This window comes from Paraburkholderia sp. EG286A, from assembly GCF_040965375.1.
In the GTDB taxonomy this organism is placed as follows: Bacteria; Pseudomonadota; Gammaproteobacteria; order Burkholderiales; family Burkholderiaceae; genus Paraburkholderia.
The window spans coordinates 228,913-249,487 of sequence record NZ_JBFRCB010000009.1; the positions used below are offsets into that span (position 1 = coordinate 228,913).

Consider the following 20,575-nt stretch of genomic DNA (forward strand, 5'->3'; position numbering starts at 1 on the left):
GGCGCCAGAGACATCGTAGCGCGGCGCACCCTGGCGCGCACCGCGCCCGAACTGGAGACATGGCGGTTTTCCGCCGGCGCTGCGCGCCGGGCGACCAGCCGCCGACACGACATGACCCGTGCCCCCGCTTCCCAGACGCCCCACCGCATCGCGCTGCTGTTCAACGCGAATAAGGTGTACGACCGCGAGATCATTGCGGGGATCGGCCACTATCTGCGCTCCACGCGCGTCGCGTGGGACCTCTTTCTCGAGGAGGACTTCCGCTGCCGCCTCGCGGGCATCGAGCGCTTCGACGGGGACGGCATCATCGCCGACTTCGACGACCCCGACGTGGCCGACGCCCTGCGCGGCTGCCCGCTGCCGGTGGTCGCCGTGGGCTCGTCATTCGAAGACGCGGCCCAGTACCCCGCCGACGTGCCCTATATCGCGACCGACAACCGCAAACTGGTCTCGCTCGCGTGGACGCATCTGATCGGCGCGGGCCTGCCGAATCTCGCGATGTACAGCCTGCCTGTCGCGCAGGAAAACCGCTGGGCCCAGGAGCGCGAACTGGCGTTCCAGGCGCTCGCCCGCGAAGAAGGCGTACAGGCGCCGATCTACCGGGGCCAGGCCACCAGCGCCAGCGCCTGGAACCAGGCCATCGAGCAGTTGAGCGTCTGGCTGCATAGCCTGCCCAAGCCCGTGGGCGTGATCGCCGTGACCGACGCACGGGCGCGGCATTTGCTGCAGGCGTGTCTGATTCACGGCATTGCCGTGCCCGAGCAGGTGGCGATCATCGGCATCGACAACGATCCGCTCACCCGCACGCTCACGCGCATTCCGCTCTCATCGGTCATCCAGGGCACGGAGGAAATGGGCAAGACCGCCGCCCACCTGCTGCACCAGATGCTGCGCGGCGCACGTTTTCCGGGCCAGCGCATTCTGGTTCCGCCCGTCGGCATCAACGTGCTCGAATCGACCCGCCACGAACCGCTGTCGAGTCCGCATGTCATGCGCGCACGCCATTTCATTCGCCAGTACGCCTGCCAGGGCATCAAGACCGAGCAGGTGGCCGACTACGTGGGCGTATCGCGCTCGTCGCTGGAAGACTACTTCCGGCGCGAACTGCAGTGCACGGTCCACCAGGAAATCCTGCGCCACAAACTCGACGCCGCCAAGGCGATGCTCGCGAGCCGCGACGCCTCGAGTGCGGAGGTGGCGATCCGCTGCGGATTCACGTCGCTGCAGTACATGTATGCCGTCTTCCGGCGCGAACTGGGATGCACGCCGCGCGAATATCAGGACAGCGTCGCGAACGCTTCGGGCCCGCGCCTGTCCACTTGATGAAGCGGCTTCGGCCACCCCGGACAATCACGCTTTCTTCATACGTTCTCTTCACCTCATGAACACTCTTGCTGCCCATCTGACTTCCGAACCGTGGGGCGCCCTGCCCGGCGGCGACGCCGTGCGGCTCTACACGCTGCGCAACGCGCAGGGCATGAAGGTGACAGTCAGCGACCTCGGCGCGACGCTCGTTTCATGGCTCGCGCCCGATCGCGCCGGCCGCCTCGCGGACATCATGCTCGGCCACGACACCCCCGCGGACTATCTCGCCGCCACCACGTACATGGGCGGCCTGGTCGGGCGCTGGGCCAACCGCATCGCCGGTGCGCATTTCACGCTGGACGGCATCGACTATCCGCTCGATCGCAACGAGAACGGCAATCTGCTGCACGGTGGCGCGAACGGCTTTCATCGGCAGATGTGGCACGTGGAAGAGGATCGGGGCTCGCTGGTGCTGCGGCTCGACTCGCCCGAAGGCGACGGCGGCTTTCCGGGCAACGTGAGCGTGCAGGTGCGCTATACGCTCGACGACGACGGCACGCTGACGCTCGAATACGAGGGGGTGACCGACGCGCCTACGCCGCTGAATCTCACGAGCCACGGCTACTTCAACCTCTCCGGCGAGGCGAGCCCGGACATTCGCGGCCACGTGCTGACGATCGACGCGGACGCCTTCCTCGAAGTCGATCCGCAGTTGATTCCCGTGCGCATCGCCGACGTCTCGGGCAGTGCCTTCGACTTCCGCCATGGCGCGCCGCTCGGTGCGCGGCTCGACTGGCCGCACGCGCAACTCGAGCGCGCACGCGGTTTCGACCACTGCTACGTGCTGCGCGCGCCCGAGAGCACGGCGGGCACGCTGCACGCCGCGCCGGGTCGCTGGCCCGTGCGGCCGGTGGCGCGCGTCTACGAGCCGGGCAGCGGACGCGAGCTTGCCGTCGCGACCGACCAGCGCGGTCTGCAGCTCTATACGGGAAATTATCTGGAGGGACAGCCGGGACGCCGCGGCGCGACCTGCGCGCGCTATGCGGGGCTGTGCCTCGAAGCGGGCGGCTTCCCGAACCAGATCAACATGGAAGCGCCCGCCTGCGACGAAGTGGTGCTGCAGCCCGGCAAGACCTATCGGCAGGTCACGCAATACCGCGTGAGCGTGCTCGCCTGATGCCGGGCGCCAGGCCTTACGACACCTTGTCGTACTGATACACGCCGCGGCCGGTCTTGCGGCCGAGCTGGCCCGCCGCGACCATCTCGCGCAGCAGCGGGCACGCACGATACTTCGAGTCGCCGAAGTCCTTCAGGAACACATCCATCACCGACAGACACACGTCGAGTCCGATCAGGTCCGCCAGCGCGAGCGGGCCGATCGGATGATTGGCGCCGAGCTTCATGCCGGCGTCGATTTCCTCGGCGCTCGCAATGCCCTCGGCGAGCACGAAAAACGCTTCGTTGATCATCGGCACCAGAATGCGGTTCACCACGAAGCCGGGCGCGTTCTTCACGGCGATCGGCGTCTTCTCGAGGCGCAGCGCCATTTCGCGCACCGACTCGGCCACCTCCGGGCGCGTCTGCAGGCCGCGGATCACCTCGACGAGCGGCATCATCGGCACCGGGTTGAAGAAGTGCATGCCGATGAAGCGCGACGGGTCGGCGAGCGTGGTCGCGAGCGCCGTGATCGAGATCGACGAGGTGTTCGACGCGACGATCGCGTCGGGGCGGGCCGCGGCTTCGATCTGCTTGAGAATGCGCGTCTTGAGCTCGGCGTTCTCGGTCGCCGCTTCGATCACGAGATCGACGCTCGCGAGGCGCTGGTAGTCGGTGGTCGTTTCGATGCGTGCGAGCGCGGCGTCGCGCGCGCCGGCTTCGAGCTTGCCCTTCGAGACGAGCCGCTCGAGGCTATGGGTGAGCGTGGCGACACCCTTGGCGAGCGCCGCATCGGTGACGTCGATCATCACCGCCTTGAGCCCCGCCACTGCCACCGCCTGGGCGATGCCGTTGCCCATCGTGCCTGCGCCCACGATCCCTACCGATTCGATTGCCATGCCTCGTCCTCACTCCTTGTCTGCGACCCCGGCGTGTCGCTATGGAAAATGCCGGTCGTGCGGCGCAACCCGTGGTGCACCGCACCAATACCCACAGTGTAACGGGTTGCGCGAATCGACTGGCACTCGCGTGACGGGGGAACCTGCGGCAAAGCGCCTGCGCGGCGACCTGAAGGGCCTGGCGCTCAGGCGCCGCCAAGCCGGCCGTATTCGATTGGCGTGCGCGTATAGAAGAGCTCGACGCCGCCCGCTTCGAGTGTGACGAGGAGCGCATCGATGGAGGGCTCGTCGGCGACGATCAGCACCACGGCGGGCTCGTCGGCCAGATCGAAGAAGTGGGCGGCGTGCATCTTTCCGTGGGCGTCGAGGCCTTCGTAGCCTTCCAGCACGGTGATGCCGAAGACGCCCTGCGCCCGCGCGGCGTCGATGATCCACGCGACCGCCGACTTGTGGCCCTTCTTGTGCTTGCGGCTCGTGTAGAGCGTGAGTTGACTGCCTGCGGGCATGGGCACCTCCATGCAGCCGGAAATAGCGTCATCAAGCGCCGCGCGACAGGCGGCATGAAAAAAGTCTAGCACGCGCCCTGATACGCGCCGGCACGCCCGCTGCCGCCCTAGAAGTTGTACTGGAAGTAGATCTGACTGAAGTTCGTACCCGGATTCGGCTCCTTGATATCGGCGTTCGACAAATGCTGGAAACGGAACCCGGCCTGATAGTTGCCGTGCTCGCCGAACTGCGCGCCGACGCCGATCACGTCGACGAACTGGAACGACGTCGACGTCGCGCGATCGGGCGTCTGCCGGACGTGCGAGAGAAAGTGAAAGCCCACGCCCGCCTCGATGAACGGCTTGAACCAGCCGCTGTCCTTGATGAAGCGAAAAACGGGCGTCACGCCGTATTCCCAGATATGCGAGTAGACGGCATCCGGCGCGTTCAGCTTCCAGTAGGCGACATGCGCCTCGCCCACCAGCGTGAAGTGATAGCCGCCGAGATGCCACCACTGCAGGCCCGGATCCCACACGAGGCCGAGATCGAGCTTTTTCACGTCGTGGTCCGCTACGCCCGCTCCGAGCTGCACGCCGAACGTGTTGTCCGCCTGCGCGCCAGCCGTGCCGAAGGCGCAAAGCGCGGTGAGCGCCCCACCCACTGCATGAGCGCGCCAGACGAATCTTCTTACTTTCATATATTTCCCCGATTCGCTCGATTCAGCATGACGCCATGCATCGGGCACTCCCACGCTTTGCGCGGATTCGGTACCAGCGCAAATGCCATACAAAATGCGCTACGCGCTTGTCATCTGGATAGAACAAATACCATCACACTCCAATATTCACTAATGACTGGCGCACATATGAGAGCGAAGTTTAGCGTCGAAAAATCGGGCACGCTCGCTGGCGTGCCAACAGACCGTGCCCGTGCAGGGCCTGCGGCTTGATAAAGACTGACTGGCAGCTTTCAGTTTCGATTATCGAGTCGCGTAAATGGTGCTGAACGATTATTTACGGAAGGATTTACGAAATATGGAATCACCTTGTTAACGAATCCGTCTCAATTACCGCCCGTCGATTTACCGGGTATTCACGTTTGTGATTAGCGATTTTCTGGTTAGCTGCCCATCCCGATAATCCTCAGCGTAAAGACGGCATGACATCTGGACCCGGGTATTCCCGAACATCGCGGAATGCGCTGCGCAGCTGTACCCAAATTGAGGACAGACAGCGCGCGGGCCCCTCGCATAATCCGCGTGAATTGTGATCCGCGGCAAACAACAACGTCATAACCCTTGCCACGCTCACGTCCCGGTGCTTAGGAGGAGACACATGAGCCCAATCCCGCAAGGGCATGCTTCGCGCGTGCCGCAAACGTCCGCGCAGGCGCAGTCGAACTGCGCAGCCGCCACCGAACAAGTCACGCGCAAGGTATCGCGCCATTTGCTCGGCTTCCTGTTCCTGCTGTTCGTCGTCTCGTTCCTCGACCGCATCAACATCGGCTTCGCGGGCCTGACGATGATGAAGGACCTCGGCCTGTCGAGCACGCAGTTCGGCTTCGCCACCACCCTCTTCTATGTCGCCTATATCGCGTGCGGCATTCCCGGTAATCTCATGCTCGCGCGCGTGGGTGCGCGCCGCTGGATCAGCTTCATCATGATTGCGTGGGGCCTCGCCTCCACCGCGACGATGTTCGCCACCAACGCCACCACGCTCTACTGGCTGCGCATGCTGGTTGGTGTGACCGAGGCGGGCTTCCTGCCCGGCATGCTGCTCTATCTCACCTGCTGGTTCCCGAGCGCGTGGCGCGCCCGGGCCAACGCCCTCTTCATGATCGCGATGCCCGTGACGGCCGCGCTCGGCTCCGCGGTCTCGGGCTTCATCCTCAAGCTCGACGGCCATGCGGGACTCGCGGGCTGGCAATGGCTCTTCGTGCTCGAAGGCATGCCGGCCGCACTGCTCGGCTGCGTGGCGTTCTTCTACCTGGACGACACGCCGCGCGCCGCGCGCTGGCTCAGCGCGCAAGAGAAACGCACGCTCGAAGCCGCGCTCGCCGAGCCGGCCGATGCCCTCGCTGCGCCCACGACGCACGCCGCGAGCGAGCGCAGCCTCTGGCAGCAACTGCGCTCGCCGGTGGTCCTGCGCTTCGCGGCGGCGTACTTCTGCCTCGTCAATACGCTCGCGATGGTCGCGGTGTGGGCACCGCTGATCGTGAAGGGCTTCAGCGCCGGGGCGAGCAACGTTACCGTGGGCCTCGTCGCGACGATTCCGCAGATCGTCACCATCGTCGCGATGATCGTGTGGGGGCGCCGCTCGGACCGGCGTCAGGAACGCAAATGGCACCTCGCCGCGCCCATGCTGCTCTCCGGGCTCGGCTGCGTGCTGACGGCGCAAGGCGGCGCGCCGCTCGTGCAGCTGCTCGGCGTGTGCCTCGCATCGGCGGGGTCGTACACGGCGATGTCGATCTTCTGGACCACGCCCGATCAGGCGTTCACGCCGCAGGCGCGCGCGGTGGGCATTGCCGTGATCAATGCGATCGGCAATATCAGTTCGGCGGCGAATCCACTCGTGGTCGGGTGGCTCAAGGATGCGACGCACAGCTATGCCGCGGGGCTCATCTATTCCGCGGTGTTGCTCGTGCTGGGGGCGGTGATCGTCGCGACGTTGCCGATCGGGCGCGGTGGCCGCAGCAATCGGGAGAAGGAAGTGAAAGCCGTGCCGCGTGCGGCGGCTTGAGCGAGCTTCGGAGTGCAAATCGCGCGACGGTGGGCGCCGCGCGATTTCGTTGAGGCAGCTCGCAAGGCAGTGCGTGGCGGTTCGCCCGCATCGCGCTCGCAGCACCCGCTTCGAGCGCGCCGTGCGGGCGCTACCCTGCTAGCGTTCCGCGCCTGCGCCGCTGCGGCGCGCGGTGAAGCCCGGCAAGCGCTTCACGAAACCGGTGGCGAGCGAGGTCCCCACGAGAATCGCCGCGCACGCCTCGACCATGCCCATCGACACGCGTTCGCCGAGAAAGAGCGCGCCCCACAGAATGCCGAAGATCGGGATCACGAACGTCACCGTGATCGCGCGCGCCGGGCCCACCGCTGCGATCAGGCGGAAGAACAACAGATACGCGATGCCCGTGCACGCCACGCCAAGGCAGAGCACCGCGCCCCACGCATGCAGCGAGATGGGCGTCGCCGGCCAGGTTGCCACGGCGAACGGCGCGAGGACGAGCGTCGCGCCCGTCATCGTCCCGGCAGCGACCGTGAGCGGATCGACGCCCGTGAGATGGCGCTTCGTGTAGCTCGCGGCAACGCCGTACAGCGCCGCGGCAACGAGCGCCGCGAGGGCGGCGAGCGCAGCGCTGGTGGATGACGCGCCGTCGCCGGCGTGCGTCACGACCTGATCCCAGACCAGTGCGAGCACACCGGCGAAGCCGATCGCGAGCCCGACCACCCGTAGCCCGCTCAGACGATCCTTGAGCCAGACATACGCGACGACCGCGCCCCACAGCGGCGTGGTCGCGTTGATCACGGACGTGACACCCGCGGAGAGCGTGAGTTCGGCCCACGCGAAGAGGCAGAACGGTGCGGCCGAATTGAGGATGCCGACGATGAAAAGCGGCCACGCGCGTTCGCGCAGCGTGCCGAGCGCTTCGCGTGCGGGGCGCCGGGAAAACAGCACGAGCAGCAGGAACAGCGCGCCGATGCCGACACGCAGCGCCATCAGCGGCGCGACGCCGAAGTCGGTCACGCCGACGCGGATGAACAGAAATGACCCGCCCCACAGGGCGGCGAGGATGACCAGTTGCGCGAGTTCGATCGGGTTCATGTGAAGTGGCGCTGAATGAGCACGGGTTTTGCGCGCGGGCGCGCGATTGCACGAATCACCGGCGCGAAGGTATGCGTATCGTAAGGCGAGCGGCACGCGCCGTATAACGAAGGATTCTCACCGATATGTGAGAAAAATTAACAGCCGGATCTTGCGGTCTCGTTCTACGCTTCCTGCGCTTTCTTGTGCTTGCTATGTATTTGCTTTGCGGCGCACAAAAGACAAAGCCCGCGTAATCTTTCGATTACACGGGCTCTATTCTGGTCGGGGCGAGAGGATTTGAACCTCCGACCACCTGCACCCCATGCAGGTACGCTACCAGGCTGCGCTACGCCCCGAGAGCTAGAAAGTATAACAGAGAGTTTCTCTAATTAGAACCGCTTCGCACGTAATTCGTGAACGACTCACATGCATGCGTTCAGCGAGGTGTTTCAGCGCCCAAGCAGATCGAGCACATGCAGCAATTCCTTGCGCAACTGATCGACGTCCACGAGGGCGGTCGTGCCTTCGGCAACCGGCGCTCCCACGGCTTCCGACTGCCCGGCTTCGTCGGCCGCCGCCCCGTGCGAGTCGAGCCGGTTGCGCGCGCCGTTGATCGTGAACCCCTGCTCGTAGAGCAGTTCGCGAATACGACGGATCAGCAATACTTCGTGATGCTGGTAATAGCGACGATTGCCGCGCCGCTTCACCGGCTTCAACTGCGTGAACTCCTGCTCCCAATACCGCAGTACGTGAGGCTTCACGCCGCACAGCTCGCTCACCTCGCCAATGGTGAAGTAGCGCTTGGCGGGGATGGGAGGCAAGACGACCTTTTCGCTTGTCGATGTCATCGCCGGGTTGCCGTCGTGGTGGTTGCGCAATGAGGCGTCGCCGCCTGGGTCCTTGAAGTCTGCTATTTCTACTTATACGTTCACGCCCGCCATATTGCCACCGGCGCGGGCATACCGGCGCGGGCATACCGGCGCGGGCGTACCGGCGCGGGCGTACCGGCGCGGGCATACCGGCGCGGGCAAACAACCTCAACGCATCAACGCGGGAAGCTCGCCTCGGCGCCGCTCTCCACGAGCGCCTTCAACTTCTGGCTCGCATGGAACGTCACCACGCGACGCGCCGCGATGGGTATCGCCTCGCCCGTCTTCGGGTTGCGGCCGGGTCGTTGCGGCTTGTCGCGCAACTGAAAATTGCCGAAGCCCGACAGCTTCACGCTGTCGCCGCTTTCAAGCGCGTCGCGAATCACTTCGAAGAAGGCTTCGACCATGTCTTTCGCTTCGCGCTTGTTGAGACCGACGTTGTCGAACAGCAGCTCAGCGAGTTCGGCTTTCGTCAGCGTGGGCGTGTCGTTCGTGGCGCTTGCCGACGAGGCAGGAATGTCGCGAATCATGGCGCTACGCTGTGCCGCAAGAAGGGCTTCGAAATCACTCGAGTTCATTTCGTTCATCTATCTATGCAATGGCGCGCTGCCGGTTGCGGGGTTCACTTGCTACCTCGCAAACCGGAAGCCGATGTCGGTACGTGAAGAGCCGAGGAGCTTATCCGCGCAACCGGGCGCCATACACTCGAGCCAGGCGATCCACCAGGGACTTGATGGCCGTATCGACCGTCTCGTCCTGAAGGGTTCCGCCAGTATCTTGCAGGGTCACCCGGAAGGCAAGGCTTTTCTCGTCCGCGCCAAGTCCGGAAGTATTTGATTTTGCACGAAATTCATCGAATAGCGCAACCCTCTGCACAATCCGGCAAGGCTCGTCTTGCATACCCTTCTGGAACTCGTCGAGCAACGCTTGCACCTCGATCTTTTGATCGACAACAAGAGCAATGTCACGGCGGACCGGCGGGAATTTCGAGACTTCGCCAGGCGCAGGCAGTTCGCGCGCCATCAGTGCGTCGGCCTCGACTTCGAAGAGCATCGGTGCGTGCGGCAGGTCGTACTTCTGCATCCAGCGCGGATGCAGTTCGCCAATCCAGCCCACGGCACGGCCATCGACTTCGATGCGCGCGCTACGTCCCGGGTGCAGCGCGGGGTGTTCCGCCTTCACGAAACGCGGCGTCTTCGCGGCGCCGAGCGATGCGAACAACGCTTCGAGATCGCCCTTCACGTCGAAGAAGTCCACGCCGCGCGTCTGCGCGCCCCACTGCTCTTCGAGCGCGGGACCATACGCGAGCGCGCCGATCATCTTCGGTTGTGCGAAGCCTTCCACCGTCAACTCGCTCGCCTTGATCGACGGATCGTGCAGGAACACGCGACCCGCCTCGAACACGCGCACGCGGTCCGCGCGGCGGTTGAGGTTGTGGCGCAGCACGTTGATGAGGCTGCCGAACAGCGTCGTGCGCATGACCGAGAGCTGGCTCGCGATCGGATTCAGCAGCTTCACGGGATTCGCGTTGCCGGCGAAGTCCTGCTCCCACTCGGCATCGACGAAGCTGAAGTTGATCGTCTCGGCGTAGTCGCGCGCGGCGAGCGCGTGGCGAATCGCGTGGATCGAGCGGCGCGTTTCGTGGGTCGCACGCATTTCGCTGCGCGCCACCGGCGGCAACGCCGGAATCTTTTCGACGCCGTAGATCCGCGCAACTTCTTCGATCAGGTCTTCTTCGATCTCGATGTCGAAGCGGTACGGCGGCGGCGTGACGCTGAAGCTCTCGTCGCCCTCATCGTCAACGCTACGCGTGAACGTGAGACCGAGGCGCGTGAAAATCTGCGCGATCTCGTCGGCGCCGATCTTCACGCCGATGATGCGGTTCGCGCGCGCCACACGCATCTTCACCGCTTCGCGCGTGGGTACGTTCACGGTTTGATCGTCGACCGGGCCGGCAGCGCCGCCGCAGATATCGAGGATCAACTGCGTGATGCGCTCGATGTGCTCGACCGTCGTCGACCAGTCCACGCCGCGCTCGAAGCGGTGGCCCGCATCGGTCGAGAAGTTGTAGCGGCGCGAGCGGCCACGAATGCTGTCCGGCCACCAGAATGCGGCTTCGAGATAGATGTTGGTGGTGTCGAGCGTGACGGCCGTGCTGTCGCCGCCCATGATGCCCGCGAGGCTTTCGATCTCGCGCTCGTCGGCGATCACGCCAACCGTTTCATCGACTTCGACGGTGTTGCCGTTGAGCAGCTTGAGCGTTTCGCCCTGCTTGCCCCAGCGCACGTCCATGGAGCCGTGGATCTTGTCGAGATCGAACACGTGCGACGGGCGGCCGAGTTCGAGCATCACGTAGTTCGAGATATCGACGAGCGCCGAGATGCTGCGCTGGCCCGAACGCTCGAGGCGCTCGACCATCCACATCGGCGTCTTCGCGTGCGCGTTCACGCCGCGGATCACGCGGCCCGAGAAGCGGCCGCACAGGTCCGGCGCCGAGATTTTTACGGGCAGCTTTTCATCGAGCTTCACTTCGACCTTCGGATACACGGGCGCCTGCAGCGGCGCGCCGGTGATCGCAGCGGTTTCGCGCGCGATGCCGTACACCGAGAGGCAATCGGCCTTGTTCGGCGTGAGCTTGACTTCAAAGATGGTGTCGTCGAGATTGAGCGCTTCGCGGATGTCCTGACCGATCGGCGTATCTTCCGGCAGGATCATCAGGCCGCTGTGGTCTTCCGAGAGCTTCAGTTCGCGAGCCGAGCACAGCATGCCCTGGCTTTCCACGCCACGCAGCTTCGAGAGCTTGATCGCGAAAGGCTTGCCGCCTTCTTCGGCGGGCGGCAGTTCGGCGCCCACGAGCGCCACGGGCACCTTGATGCCGGGCGCGACGTTGGGCGCCCCGCACACGATCTGCAGCGTCGCGCCGGTGCCGGCATCGACCTGCGTGACGTTGAGCTTGTCCGCGTCCGGGTGCTTCACGACTTCTAGCACGCGCCCTACGACAATTTTCGTGGTGGGGGGCGCCGCCGGGCTCAGGCCTTCGACCTCGAGGCCGGCCATGGTGAGCGCGTGGGCCAGTTCATCGGTCGTGAGCTTCGGATCGACAAAGCTTCTCAGCCAGGATTCGGGGAATAGCATTTGGTTTTACGTTCCAGACAGATTGTGACCGTCGCGTAGGCGGGTGCTCGCGCACCTTCTTCAGGTGCTGCGTCCGCCTCGCGCTCTGCAAGCGAATGCGTCGCTTCGCTCAGGCGAACTGACGCAAAAAGCGCAGATCGCCTTCGAAGAACAGGCGCAGGTCCTGCACGCCATAGCGCAGCATCGTCAGGCGTTCGAGGCCGCTGCCGAACGCAAAGCCGATGTAGCGCTCCGGGTCGAGGCCCATGTTGCGGATCACGGTCGGATGCACCTGGCCCGAGCCCGAAATCTCGAGCCACTTGCCGGCGTTCTTGCCTTGCTCGAACATCATGTCGATTTCGGCCGACGGCTCCGTGAACGGGAAGTACGACGGACGGAAGCGCACCTTGATATCGTCGCGCTCGAAGAACTTCTTGAGGAAGTCGGTGTAAACACCCTTCAGGTCTGCAAAGCTGATGTTCTCTTCGATCCACAGGCCTTCGACCTGGTTGAACATCGGCGAGTGCGTGGCGTCGCTGTCCACACGATAGGTGCGGCCCGGCACGATCACCTTGATGGGCGGCGTGTGCGTGCGCGCGTAGCGCACCTGCATCGGACTCGTGTGCGTGCGCAACAAAAGCTGACGGCCATCGGCGTCCTTGCCGTCCACGTAGAACGTGTCCTGCATGGAGCGCGCCGGATGGTTCTCCGGGCTGTTGAGCGAGGTGAAGTTGTACCAGTCGGTTTCGATCTCGGGACCGTCGGCCACGTCGAAGCCGATCGAGCCGAAAATGCGCTCGACGCGTTCCCACGTCTGCATCACGGGGTGCAGGCTGCCCGTGCCCGTGCCGCGGCCCGGCAGCGTGACGTCGATCGCCTCGGCGGCGAGACGCTGGTTCAGGAGCGCGTCCGCGAGCGCCTGGCGGCGCGCGGTGAGCGCAGCTTCCACTTGCTGCTTGACGGCGTTGATGCGTGCGCCTTCGGTCTTGCGCGTTTCCGCGTCGAGCTTGCCGAGACCCTTGAGCAGTTCGGTCAGCGCGCCGGACTTGCCGAGAAAGCGGGCCTTTTCGTTTTCAAGCGTGTTGACGTCGGGGGCGCAAGCGAACGCGCTTTGCGCGTCGGCGACAATCTGGTCCAGATCCATTGATCCCATCTTTTCAGCGTCAGAGTTTGAGACTTGGAGCCTCTCCGCGCTCACGGCACGCCATGATGACGCCTGGCAATGACGGTGCGAAGACACTCCATGAAGCGGCGCAAGAAGCGTAATTACCAACAAAAACGGGGCTCGGTGAGGAGCCCCGTTTTTGTTGCAGCATCACCGAGACTACCGGAATGTCTGCTGCAACGAACCTGCGCAATACCTGCTATCAGGCAGCGACGGCGGCCTTCACCTGCTTGACGATCGCAGCAAATGCAGCCTTGTCGAACACAGCCATGTCAGCCAGAACCTTGCGGTCGAGTTCGATCGAAGCCTTCTTCAGGCCGTTGATGAACACGCTGTAGGTCATGTCGTGCTGACGCACCGCCGCGTTGATACGCGTGATCCACAGTGCGCGGAACACACGCTTCTTGTTGCGGCGATCGCGATAGGCGTACTGGCCTGCGCGCATGACCGCCTGCTTGGCGATGCGATAGACGTTATTGCGACGGCCGCGGTAACCCTTGGCCAGGTTGATGATCTTCTTGTGGCGGGCCCGTGCGGTAACCCCACGTTTGACTCGAGGCATGTTTCGCTCCTATGAGTTATCGGTTGAGGATTACGCGAACGGCAGCATTGCGCGCACGGAGTTCAGATCGGAATCATGAACGGCCGTTGCACCACGCAGATGACGCTTGTTCTTGGTGGTCTTCTTGGTCAGGATGTGACGCTTGAAGGCTTGACCGCGCTTGACGGTACCGCCCGGACGAACCACGAAGCGCTTTGCAGCGCTCTTCTTGGTCTTCATCTTCGGCATGACAGACAACTCCATTATTTGATGGACATGGGTGTGCGGTTGGCGCGGTGTTCGCACACCTTGCCGGGACTCCGCCCTTCGAAACCCACTCCACTTGTTTTGGCGACTGGCTGGCCTTTTAAAACAAGCTCGCCGCCGCTTCCAGGAAAAACGCCCGTTTGCCGCACTTTACGTGCAGCGCGCGGGCGCCGTTCCGGAACCTGCTTGCCGCCTTCCGCGCCTGGGCGCCGAAGGCGGCATTGAAAACTGCTGTTGACCGCCGCGCAGGTCGAACCGCGCGGCGCGCCAATTACTTCTTCTTCTTCGGAGAGAGCACCATGATCATCTGGCGCCCTTCCATCTTCGGCATTTGCTCGACCTGACCGACTTCTTCGAGGTCGGTGCGCAGGCGCTCGAGCATGCGCATACCGATTTCCTGGTGGGCCATTTCGCGGCCCCGGAAACGCAACGTGATCTTCGTCTTGTCGCCATCGTCAAGGAAGCGCATGAGATTACGCAGCTTGACGTTGTAATCGCCATCGTCGGTACCCGGGCGGAATTTGACTTCCTTGACCTGGATGACCTTCTGCTTGAGCTTGGCCTCGTGCTGCTTCTTCGATTCCTGGTACTTGAACTTGCCGTAGTCCATCAGGCGGCACACGGGAGGCACGGCCTGCGGGGCAATTTCAACCAGATCGACGTCCTGCTGTTCCGACATGCGGAACGCATCGGCCAGCTTTACGATGCCGAGCGGCTCGTTCTCGATTCCGACGAGACGCACCTCGGGTGCAGTGATTTCACCGTTGATGCGATGCGACTTATCCGTAGCGATGTTACGTTTCCTCTAAAAATTAAAAAAACGAGCCGCGCTGCCGCAGTGGCTTACCTGAACGTCTTGATGTCTTCCGCAAGACGCGCTGTAAAGGCATCGACGGGCATGACACCCAGATCGACGCCGCCACGGGCACGCACGGCTACCGTTTGTGCTTCACGCTCCTTGTCGCCGACGACAAGCAGGTACGGGACCTTCTCAAGCGTGTGCTCGCGTATTTTATAGCTAATTTTCTCGTTGCGCAAATCGGCCACCACTCTAAGCCCTTGTTTTTGCAACGATTGGACCAGATTCGCGGCATATTCGGCCTGACTTTCCGCGATATTCATCACAACGGCCTGCACCGGAGCGAGCCACGGCGGCATCGCGCCGGCATGGTGCTCGATCAGAATTCCGAGGAAACGCTCCATCGAACCGAGGATGGCCCGGTGCAGCATGATCGGGCGGCGGCGGCTGTTGTCCTCGGCCACGTACTCGGCGCCAAGGCGCTCCGGCAGGACCATGTCGAGCTGCAGCGTACCGCACTGCCACGAGCGGCCGAGCGCGTCCTTGATGTGGTACTCGACCTTCGGACCGTAGAAGGCGCCCTCGCCCGGCAGCTCTTCCCACTGCAGGCCGCAGGCCGTGAGCGCCTCGCGCAGGCCCTGCTCGGCGCGATCCCACGTTTCATCCGTCCCCGCGCGCGAATCCGGACGCAGCGAGAGCTTGATGTCGATGTGATCGAACCCGAAATCCTTGTAGATGCTCATCGCCAGCGTGTTGAAGGCAATCGACTCGCTGATGATCTGGTCTTCCGTACAGAAGATGTGCGCATCGTCCTGGACGAAGCCGCGCACGCGCATGAGGCCGTGCAGCGCGCCCGACGCCTCGTTGCGGTGGCACGAGCCGAACTCCGCGTAACGCAGGGGCAGATCGCGATACGAGCGCAGGCCGTGGTTGAACACCTGGACGTGGCCCGGGCAGTTCATCGGCTTGATCGCGTAGTCGCGCTTTTCCGACTCCGTCGTGAACATGTTTTCACGATAGTTCTGCCAGTGACCCGACGCTTCCCAGAGCGAGCGGTCCATGATCATCGGCGTCTTGATTTCGTCGTAGCCGGCCAGGCGCAGGCGGCCGCGCATGTACTGCTCGACCTGCTGCCAGAGCGTCCAGCCCTTCGGGTGCCAGAACACCATACCCGGCGACTCGTCCTGCATGTGGAACAGGTCGAGCTGCTTGCCGAGCTTGCGGTGATCGCGCTTTTCGGCCTCTTCGAGCATGTGGAGGTACTGATCCTGGTCTTCCTTCTTCGTCCAGGCCGTGCCGTAGATGCGCTGCAGCTGCTCGTTCTTCGAGTCGCCGCGCCAGTAGGCGCCCGCGACCTTCATGAGCTTGAAGACCTTGAGCTTGCCCGTGGACGGCACGTGCGGGCCGCGGCACAGGTCCGTGAAGCCGCCGTGCGAGTACAGCTTGATTTCCTCGGCGCCCGGAATCGACTCGATGATCTCGGCCTTGTACTTCTCGCCGATGCTCTTGAAGTAGTCCACGGCTTCGCCGCGCGTGACGACGCGGCGCGACACCGGCTCGTCCTTCTTCGAGAGTTCCTGCATGCGCTTTTCGATCTTCTCGAGATCTTCGGGCGTGAAGGGACGGTTGTAGGCGAAGTCGTAGTAGAAACCGTTGTCGATGACCGGCCCGATCGTGACCTGCGCTTCCGGGTACAGCTCCTTCACCGCATAGGCGAGCAAGTGCGCCGTCGAGTGACGGATGATGTCGAGGCCGTCGGCGTCCTTGTCCGTGACGATGGCGAGCGATGCGTCGTGATCGATCAGCGTCGACGTATCGACCAGTTCGCCGTCGAGCTTGCCGCCGAGCGCCGCCTTGGCGAGGCCGGGGCCAATCGAAGCCGCCACTTCGGCGACCGTGACGGGATGATCGTACTGTCGAACCGAACCGTCGGGCAGACGTATCGCAACCATGTTTTTCTCCAGAAGTGCCAGGCAGGCACATCGTATTGTTCGTGGGAACAGACTGCGGAAAACTTCACAGCGAAAAAAAATGCGGCCCCGCTTTCGAGGGGCCGCATTCACTTTTCAAACCTGCCTACAGAGGCGAAAGAGGTCCTCGACTAGCGTCGCTCCGAAGTAGTTTCGGTAAACGTTCGCGGTGTCATAACCGTATTCGCCTTATGGCGCTTCCTTTGCAGGCGCAGCGCGCTGTGTGCATTTACTGCCTTGAGCCCCGGCAAAGCCAGGATCTCGATTTCGTTGGTAGGCTCGATTGGACTCGAACCAACGACCCCCACCATGTCAAGGTGGTGCTCTAACCAGCTGAGCTACGAGCCTGAAGAAGAGAGATTATATGAAGTGGCCGCAGACTTGGCAAGCATTTTTTTGCAGCGCGGCAATCTTTGGCTGCCTCGTGTGGCCGCTTCAGCCCCTGCGCGACGCCCGCTGCACCCCGCCCACCTCGCCGAGCAGCACGCAGGCGCGCTGGATCTGCGCCGAACTCGACACTTCCACCGTGAACTGCATGTACGCCGCATTGCGGCGAGACTGCGTCTTCACGCCGATCACGTTCATCTTCTCGCGCGCGAACACTTCGGAGATGTCGCGCAGCAAACCCTGGCGGTCGGTCGCCTCGATCGAGATGTCGACCGGATAGACCGACTGGCCGCGCCCGCCCATCACGTCGGCGGACCACGTGGTGTGCAGCACGCGCTCGGGCGCGCGGTTGGCCATGCGCCGGAAGGTCGGGCAGTCGCTGCGATGGATCGACATGCCCTTGCCGCGCGTGACGAAACCGCTGATCGCGTCGGGCGGCGCGGGCCGGCAACAGCGCGCGAGCTGCGTAAGAAGCGCGTCGACGCCCACCACCAGCACGCCCGACGACCCGCCATGCGCGACGTTCGCGCCGCTCGCGCGCTTGGTGAGCTGCTCGGGCGTCTCCTCTTCGGGCTCGGCTGTGGGCGCGTCGTGCAGCGCGTGCTCGACGTTGCGCAGGCTGAACTCTTCCTTGCCGACCACGCTGAAGAGGTCGTCGGGCGACTTGAAGCCCAGCTTGGCCGCGAGCTGGTCGAGACTGACCGACGTGCGGCCCTCGCGCTGCAGCGTCTTTTCCACCATCGCGCGGCCGTTGGCGATGTTCTCCTGCGCCTCGATCGCGTTGAACCATGCACGCACCTTCTGGCGCGCACGCGGGCTATGCAGATAACCGAGCTGCGGATTGAGCCAGTCGCGCGACGGGCCGCCCTCTTTTACCGAGACGATCTCGACCGTCTGGCCGTTGCGCAGCTGGGTGTTGAGCGGCACCATCGCGCCGTCCACGCGCGCGCCGCGGCAGCGATGGCCCAGTTCGCTGTGCAGGTGATAGGCGAAGTCGAGCGGCGTTGCGCCCTGCGGCAGCGCGATCACGCGCGCCTGGGGCGTGAGGACGTAGATGTGGTCGTCGTCGAGCGTGGCCTGGCGCAGCTGCTCCCACGGCTGGCGCCCATCCGACACATCGTCCTTCCAGGCGAGCAGCTGGCGCAGCCACGCGATCTTCTCGTCGTAGCTGCTGCTCGCGCTGAACTGCCCGCCATAGCCCTTCGCCCCGGCTTCCTTGTAGCGCCAGTGCGCGGCCACGCCGTATTCGGCGAACTGATGCATCTCCTGCGTGCGGATCTGCACTTCGAACGCGCGGCCGTCGTCGCCGATCACGACCGTGTGCAGCGACCGATAACCATTGGGCTTGGGCCGCGAAATATAGTCGTCGAATTCCCTCGGCACCGGCTGCCAGAGGTTGTGCACGATGCCGAGCACCGTGTAGCAATCCTTGATGTCGGGCACGATCACGCGGAACGCGCGCACGTCGTAGAGCTCGGAGAAGTCGATCTCCTTGCCGCGCATCTTCTTCCAGATGCTGTAGATGTGCTTGGGCCGCCCGCTCACCTCGGCCTGGATATGCGCCGCCGCAAGCTCGCTCTGCAGCCGCGCGATCGCCTCGGACACGTAGCTCTCGCGCTCCACGCGCTTTTCGTCGAGCAGCTTCGCGATGCGCTTGTAGGTGTCGGGCTCCTGGAAGCGGAACGCGAGGTCTTCGAGCTCCCACTTCAGTTGCCAGATGCCGAGCCGGTTGGCGAGCGGCGCGTAGATCTCGAGCGTCTCGTGCGCGATCCCGGGCGCCGGCTTGATCTTCGCCGCCGCATAAAAGCGCAGCGACTGCAGACGCGACGCGAGCCGGATTAGCACGACGCGGATGTCCTGCGCGAACGCCAGCAGCATCTTGCGCAGCGACTCGACCTGCGCGCGACGTGCCGCCTGGGCGTCGCGTCCTTCGCGGCCTCCTTCGGGCACGGCCTGCTGCGCCGCGCGCAGGCTCACGGTGCCAAGCCGCAACAGCTTGCGCACGTCGAACACGAGCTTCGCGACTTCCGCGCCGAAGCGCGCTTCGAGCGCGCCTTCCGGATCGTCGAGATGCGGCGCGAGATTGAAGAGCGCAGCGGCGAGCACCGCAGGCGGATCGACGTTGAGCCGGCTCATGATGAATGCCGTGCCCTGCGCATGCTCGATGAGCGGCTCGCCCGTGGAAAGACGTGCGTCACCGGCGTGCTCGCGCACGAACGCAAGCGCGTCGTCGAGCGACGGCAGCGCGCCGGTATCGGCGGAAACCGCGGGGGCGGGAGGAACGGTGTCGCTACTCATGAGGCGATGCCCGCCGGCTTGCCGGACGGGCGACAACGAAAAGGATCAAACCAGCTGCGCCGACTGAACGACTCGCGCTCAATCGCGCTGCGCAGCCACCACGACGATCTCGACGAGGCATTCCGGATTCGCGAGCTTCGCTTCGACCGTCGCACGCGGCGGCGTCGCGCCTTGCGCGACCCACTTGTCCCACTCGGCGTTCATGCCGGGGAAATCCTTCATGTCGGCGATATAGATCTGCACCGAGAGCAGCAGCGACTTGTCGCTGTTCGCCTCACCCAGCAGGCGGTCGATGTGGCCGAGCACTTCGCGCATCTGGCCGCCGATGTCCTGCTTCGTGTCTTCGGCGATCTGGCCAGCCAGGTAGACGGTGCCGTTGTGGATGGCGGTTTCCGAGAGACGCGGGCCAACGTGGTGACGAATGACTGCCATAAAATTCCTGTTGAGAAGTGAAAAACGGTCGACTTCCGGGCCGTTGCGATCCAGCGCGCATCGGCGCACGCCGGAATATGCCGGCCAATCTCATATTATGACGCGCGAAGGGCCTCGCCGTCGAAGAAACGGCGCGCGATCGCGATCTGGTCGGGCGCGAGGAACGCAGGCGCGTGCCCGACGCCCTCGATTTCGACGCTCGCTACCTGGCGCCCGGTCGCGACCATCTTCTCGACGGTTTCGCGCGAAAGCAGGTCCGAAAGCGCGCCGCGCACGACGAGCACAGGCCCTTCGAACGCGGCGAGCGAGCGCCACAGGAACTTCTCGCCCTCCTCGTTCTGCTCGGGCGTGAGCGACTTGAAGGGCTCCGCAATGCGCGGGTCGTACCGGTAGCGCCACGTGCCTTCCACTTCATGCAGCAACGGCGTATTGATCTCGCGCCATTCATCGGCACTCAGCGGGCCGAACGAGGCCGCGAGAAGCGCCGCATTGTCGATGCCTGCCTGGAGCGTGGCGAACGATCCGCCTTGGCCGACATACTCGCCGATGCGCGTGAGCGACGCGGGTTCGATATGCGGCCCGACGTCGTTGAGCAGCATGCGGCCAATGGGCGCGCCCGGCAGTCCCGCGAGCGCCATGCCGATCAGGCCGCCCATCGAGGTGCCGAACCAGTCCACCTTCTCCACGCCGGTGCGCGCGATCAACGTGACCATGTCCGCCACGTACTGCGCGACGCCATAGCCGCGCGGGTCGAGCAGCCACGATGACAGGCCCCGTCCGGCTACGTCCGGGCACACGACGCGATACTGGTCGGCCATCGCGGCGGCGAAGCGGTCGAAGTCGCGCCCCGAGCGCGTGAGTCCGTGCACGCACACGAGCACGCGCGGGTTGGCGGGGTCGCCCCACTCGGTGTACGCGATGCGGTGCAGGCCCGCGGGACTGAGGCACTGGACGTATTGCCGGCGCGGCACTGCGGTCGATTCGGTCATCGCGGAATCCTCGCTCGAAGGCGCATCAAGGCTTTCGGGCGATTGTAAACGGCTTTGCCGCCCGGCATCGCCGCTCAAGCCGCCCGCGAACCACGCGCAAGC

18 protein-coding genes and 2 tRNA genes are annotated in these 20,575 nt (G+C 64.3%); 3 read left to right on the top strand and 17 right to left on the bottom strand.

Features of this window, described 5'->3' with window-relative positions; translation table 11 throughout:
- Nucleotides 1–111: 111 nt before the first annotated feature.
- Together AB4Y35_RS34545 and AB4Y35_RS34550 are read left to right on the top strand one after the other, a co-directional pair.
- On the top strand, nucleotides 112–1,323 hold the full coding sequence (locus tag AB4Y35_RS34545; protein WP_069268209.1) for a DNA-binding transcriptional regulator: 1,212 nt from the start codon (nucleotides 112–114) through the stop codon (nucleotides 1,321–1,323).
- A 58-nt stretch (nucleotides 1,324–1,381) separates the two neighbouring features.
- Nucleotides 1,382–2,482, top strand: coding sequence for an aldose epimerase family protein (locus AB4Y35_RS34550; protein WP_368707930.1), 1,101 nt, complete (start codon nucleotides 1,382–1,384; stop codon nucleotides 2,480–2,482).
- Nucleotides 2,483–2,498: 16 nt separating this feature from the next.
- Here the strand turns inward: AB4Y35_RS34550 and AB4Y35_RS34555 are convergent, their stop codons facing one another.
- The 3 genes from AB4Y35_RS34555 to AB4Y35_RS34565 all read right to left on the bottom strand — a co-directional run bounded on the left by AB4Y35_RS34555 (nucleotide 2,499) and on the right by AB4Y35_RS34565 (nucleotide 4,542).
- Nucleotides 2,499–3,359: a 3-hydroxybutyryl-CoA dehydrogenase gene (locus tag AB4Y35_RS34555; protein WP_069268182.1), complete on the bottom strand. Its 861-nt coding sequence runs from the start codon at nucleotides 3,357–3,359 to the stop codon at nucleotides 2,499–2,501.
- Nucleotides 3,360–3,544: 185 nt separating this feature from the next.
- On the bottom strand, nucleotides 3,545–3,865 hold the full coding sequence (locus tag AB4Y35_RS34560) for a DUF190 domain-containing protein (RefSeq protein WP_342923633.1): 321 nt from the start codon (nucleotides 3,863–3,865) through the stop codon (nucleotides 3,545–3,547).
- Between the two features lie 107 nt (nucleotides 3,866–3,972).
- Nucleotides 3,973–4,542 (bottom strand): acyloxyacyl hydrolase, encoded by a 570-nt coding sequence (locus AB4Y35_RS34565; RefSeq protein WP_368707931.1) that lies wholly within the window; start codon nucleotides 4,540–4,542, stop codon nucleotides 3,973–3,975.
- Nucleotides 4,543–5,179: 637 nt separating this feature from the next.
- On the opposite strand from AB4Y35_RS34565, the gene AB4Y35_RS34570 reads away from it, so the two are divergent.
- Nucleotides 5,180–6,583: an MFS transporter gene (locus AB4Y35_RS34570; protein WP_368707932.1), complete on the top strand. Its 1,404-nt coding sequence runs from the start codon at nucleotides 5,180–5,182 to the stop codon at nucleotides 6,581–6,583.
- 138 nt (nucleotides 6,584–6,721) lie between these two features.
- Here AB4Y35_RS34570 and AB4Y35_RS34575 read toward each other — a convergent pair whose 3' ends face one another.
- From AB4Y35_RS34575 to AB4Y35_RS34640, 14 genes are all read right to left on the bottom strand, one after another.
- A complete protein-coding gene (locus tag AB4Y35_RS34575; protein WP_368707933.1) occupies nucleotides 6,722–7,660 on the bottom strand; it encodes a DMT family transporter in 939 nt (312 codons plus the stop codon).
- A gap of 261 nt (nucleotides 7,661–7,921) precedes the next feature.
- Nucleotides 7,922–7,998 (bottom strand) — tRNA-Pro (locus tag AB4Y35_RS34580).
- Nucleotides 7,999–8,091: 93 nt separating this feature from the next.
- Complete coding sequence (locus AB4Y35_RS34585; RefSeq protein ID WP_133181584.1) at nucleotides 8,092–8,490, bottom strand: MerR family transcriptional regulator; 399 nt, start codon at nucleotides 8,488–8,490, stop codon at nucleotides 8,092–8,094.
- 197 nt (nucleotides 8,491–8,687) lie between these two features.
- The gene (locus AB4Y35_RS34590; protein ID WP_028204248.1) at nucleotides 8,688–9,098 is read right to left on the bottom strand and encodes an integration host factor subunit alpha; all 411 of its coding nucleotides are present in this window, start codon (nucleotides 9,096–9,098) and stop codon (nucleotides 8,688–8,690) included.
- A 91-nt stretch (nucleotides 9,099–9,189) separates the two neighbouring features.
- Nucleotides 9,190–11,646, bottom strand: coding sequence for a phenylalanine--tRNA ligase subunit beta (gene pheT, locus AB4Y35_RS34595; protein ID WP_368707934.1), 2,457 nt, complete (start codon nucleotides 11,644–11,646; stop codon nucleotides 9,190–9,192).
- 109 nt (nucleotides 11,647–11,755) lie between these two features.
- A complete protein-coding gene (gene pheS / locus AB4Y35_RS34600; protein ID WP_368686277.1) occupies nucleotides 11,756–12,769 on the bottom strand; it encodes a phenylalanine--tRNA ligase subunit alpha in 1,014 nt (337 codons plus the stop codon).
- Between the two features lie 223 nt (nucleotides 12,770–12,992).
- Nucleotides 12,993–13,352: a 50S ribosomal protein L20 gene (gene rplT, locus AB4Y35_RS34605; RefSeq protein WP_004192938.1), complete on the bottom strand. Its 360-nt coding sequence runs from the start codon at nucleotides 13,350–13,352 to the stop codon at nucleotides 12,993–12,995.
- A 30-nt stretch (nucleotides 13,353–13,382) separates the two neighbouring features.
- Nucleotides 13,383–13,580, bottom strand: a complete 198-nt coding sequence (rpmI, locus tag AB4Y35_RS34610; protein WP_004191477.1) for a 50S ribosomal protein L35 — start codon at nucleotides 13,578–13,580, stop codon at nucleotides 13,383–13,385.
- A gap of 289 nt (nucleotides 13,581–13,869) precedes the next feature.
- Entirely contained in the window at nucleotides 13,870–14,391 is a 522-nt protein-coding gene (gene infC / locus AB4Y35_RS34615) for a translation initiation factor IF-3 (protein WP_342923698.1), read from the bottom strand.
- A gap of 50 nt (nucleotides 14,392–14,441) precedes the next feature.
- Nucleotides 14,442–16,349 (bottom strand): threonine--tRNA ligase, encoded by a 1,908-nt coding sequence (gene thrS, locus AB4Y35_RS34620; protein WP_368707935.1) that lies wholly within the window; start codon nucleotides 16,347–16,349, stop codon nucleotides 14,442–14,444.
- A 289-nt stretch (nucleotides 16,350–16,638) separates the two neighbouring features.
- Nucleotides 16,639–16,715 (bottom strand) — tRNA-Val (locus tag AB4Y35_RS34625).
- 87 nt (nucleotides 16,716–16,802) lie between these two features.
- Complete coding sequence (locus AB4Y35_RS34630; RefSeq protein WP_368707936.1) at nucleotides 16,803–19,052, bottom strand: bifunctional (p)ppGpp synthetase/guanosine-3',5'-bis(diphosphate) 3'-pyrophosphohydrolase; 2,250 nt, start codon at nucleotides 19,050–19,052, stop codon at nucleotides 16,803–16,805.
- Nucleotides 19,053–19,130: 78 nt separating this feature from the next.
- On the bottom strand, nucleotides 19,131–19,484 hold the full coding sequence (locus AB4Y35_RS34635) for a RidA family protein (RefSeq protein ID WP_028216802.1): 354 nt from the start codon (nucleotides 19,482–19,484) through the stop codon (nucleotides 19,131–19,133).
- Nucleotides 19,485–19,579: 95 nt separating this feature from the next.
- Nucleotides 19,580–20,473 (bottom strand): alpha/beta fold hydrolase, encoded by an 894-nt coding sequence (locus AB4Y35_RS34640; RefSeq protein WP_368707937.1) that lies wholly within the window; start codon nucleotides 20,471–20,473, stop codon nucleotides 19,580–19,582.
- Nucleotides 20,474–20,575: the final 102 nt, after the last annotated feature.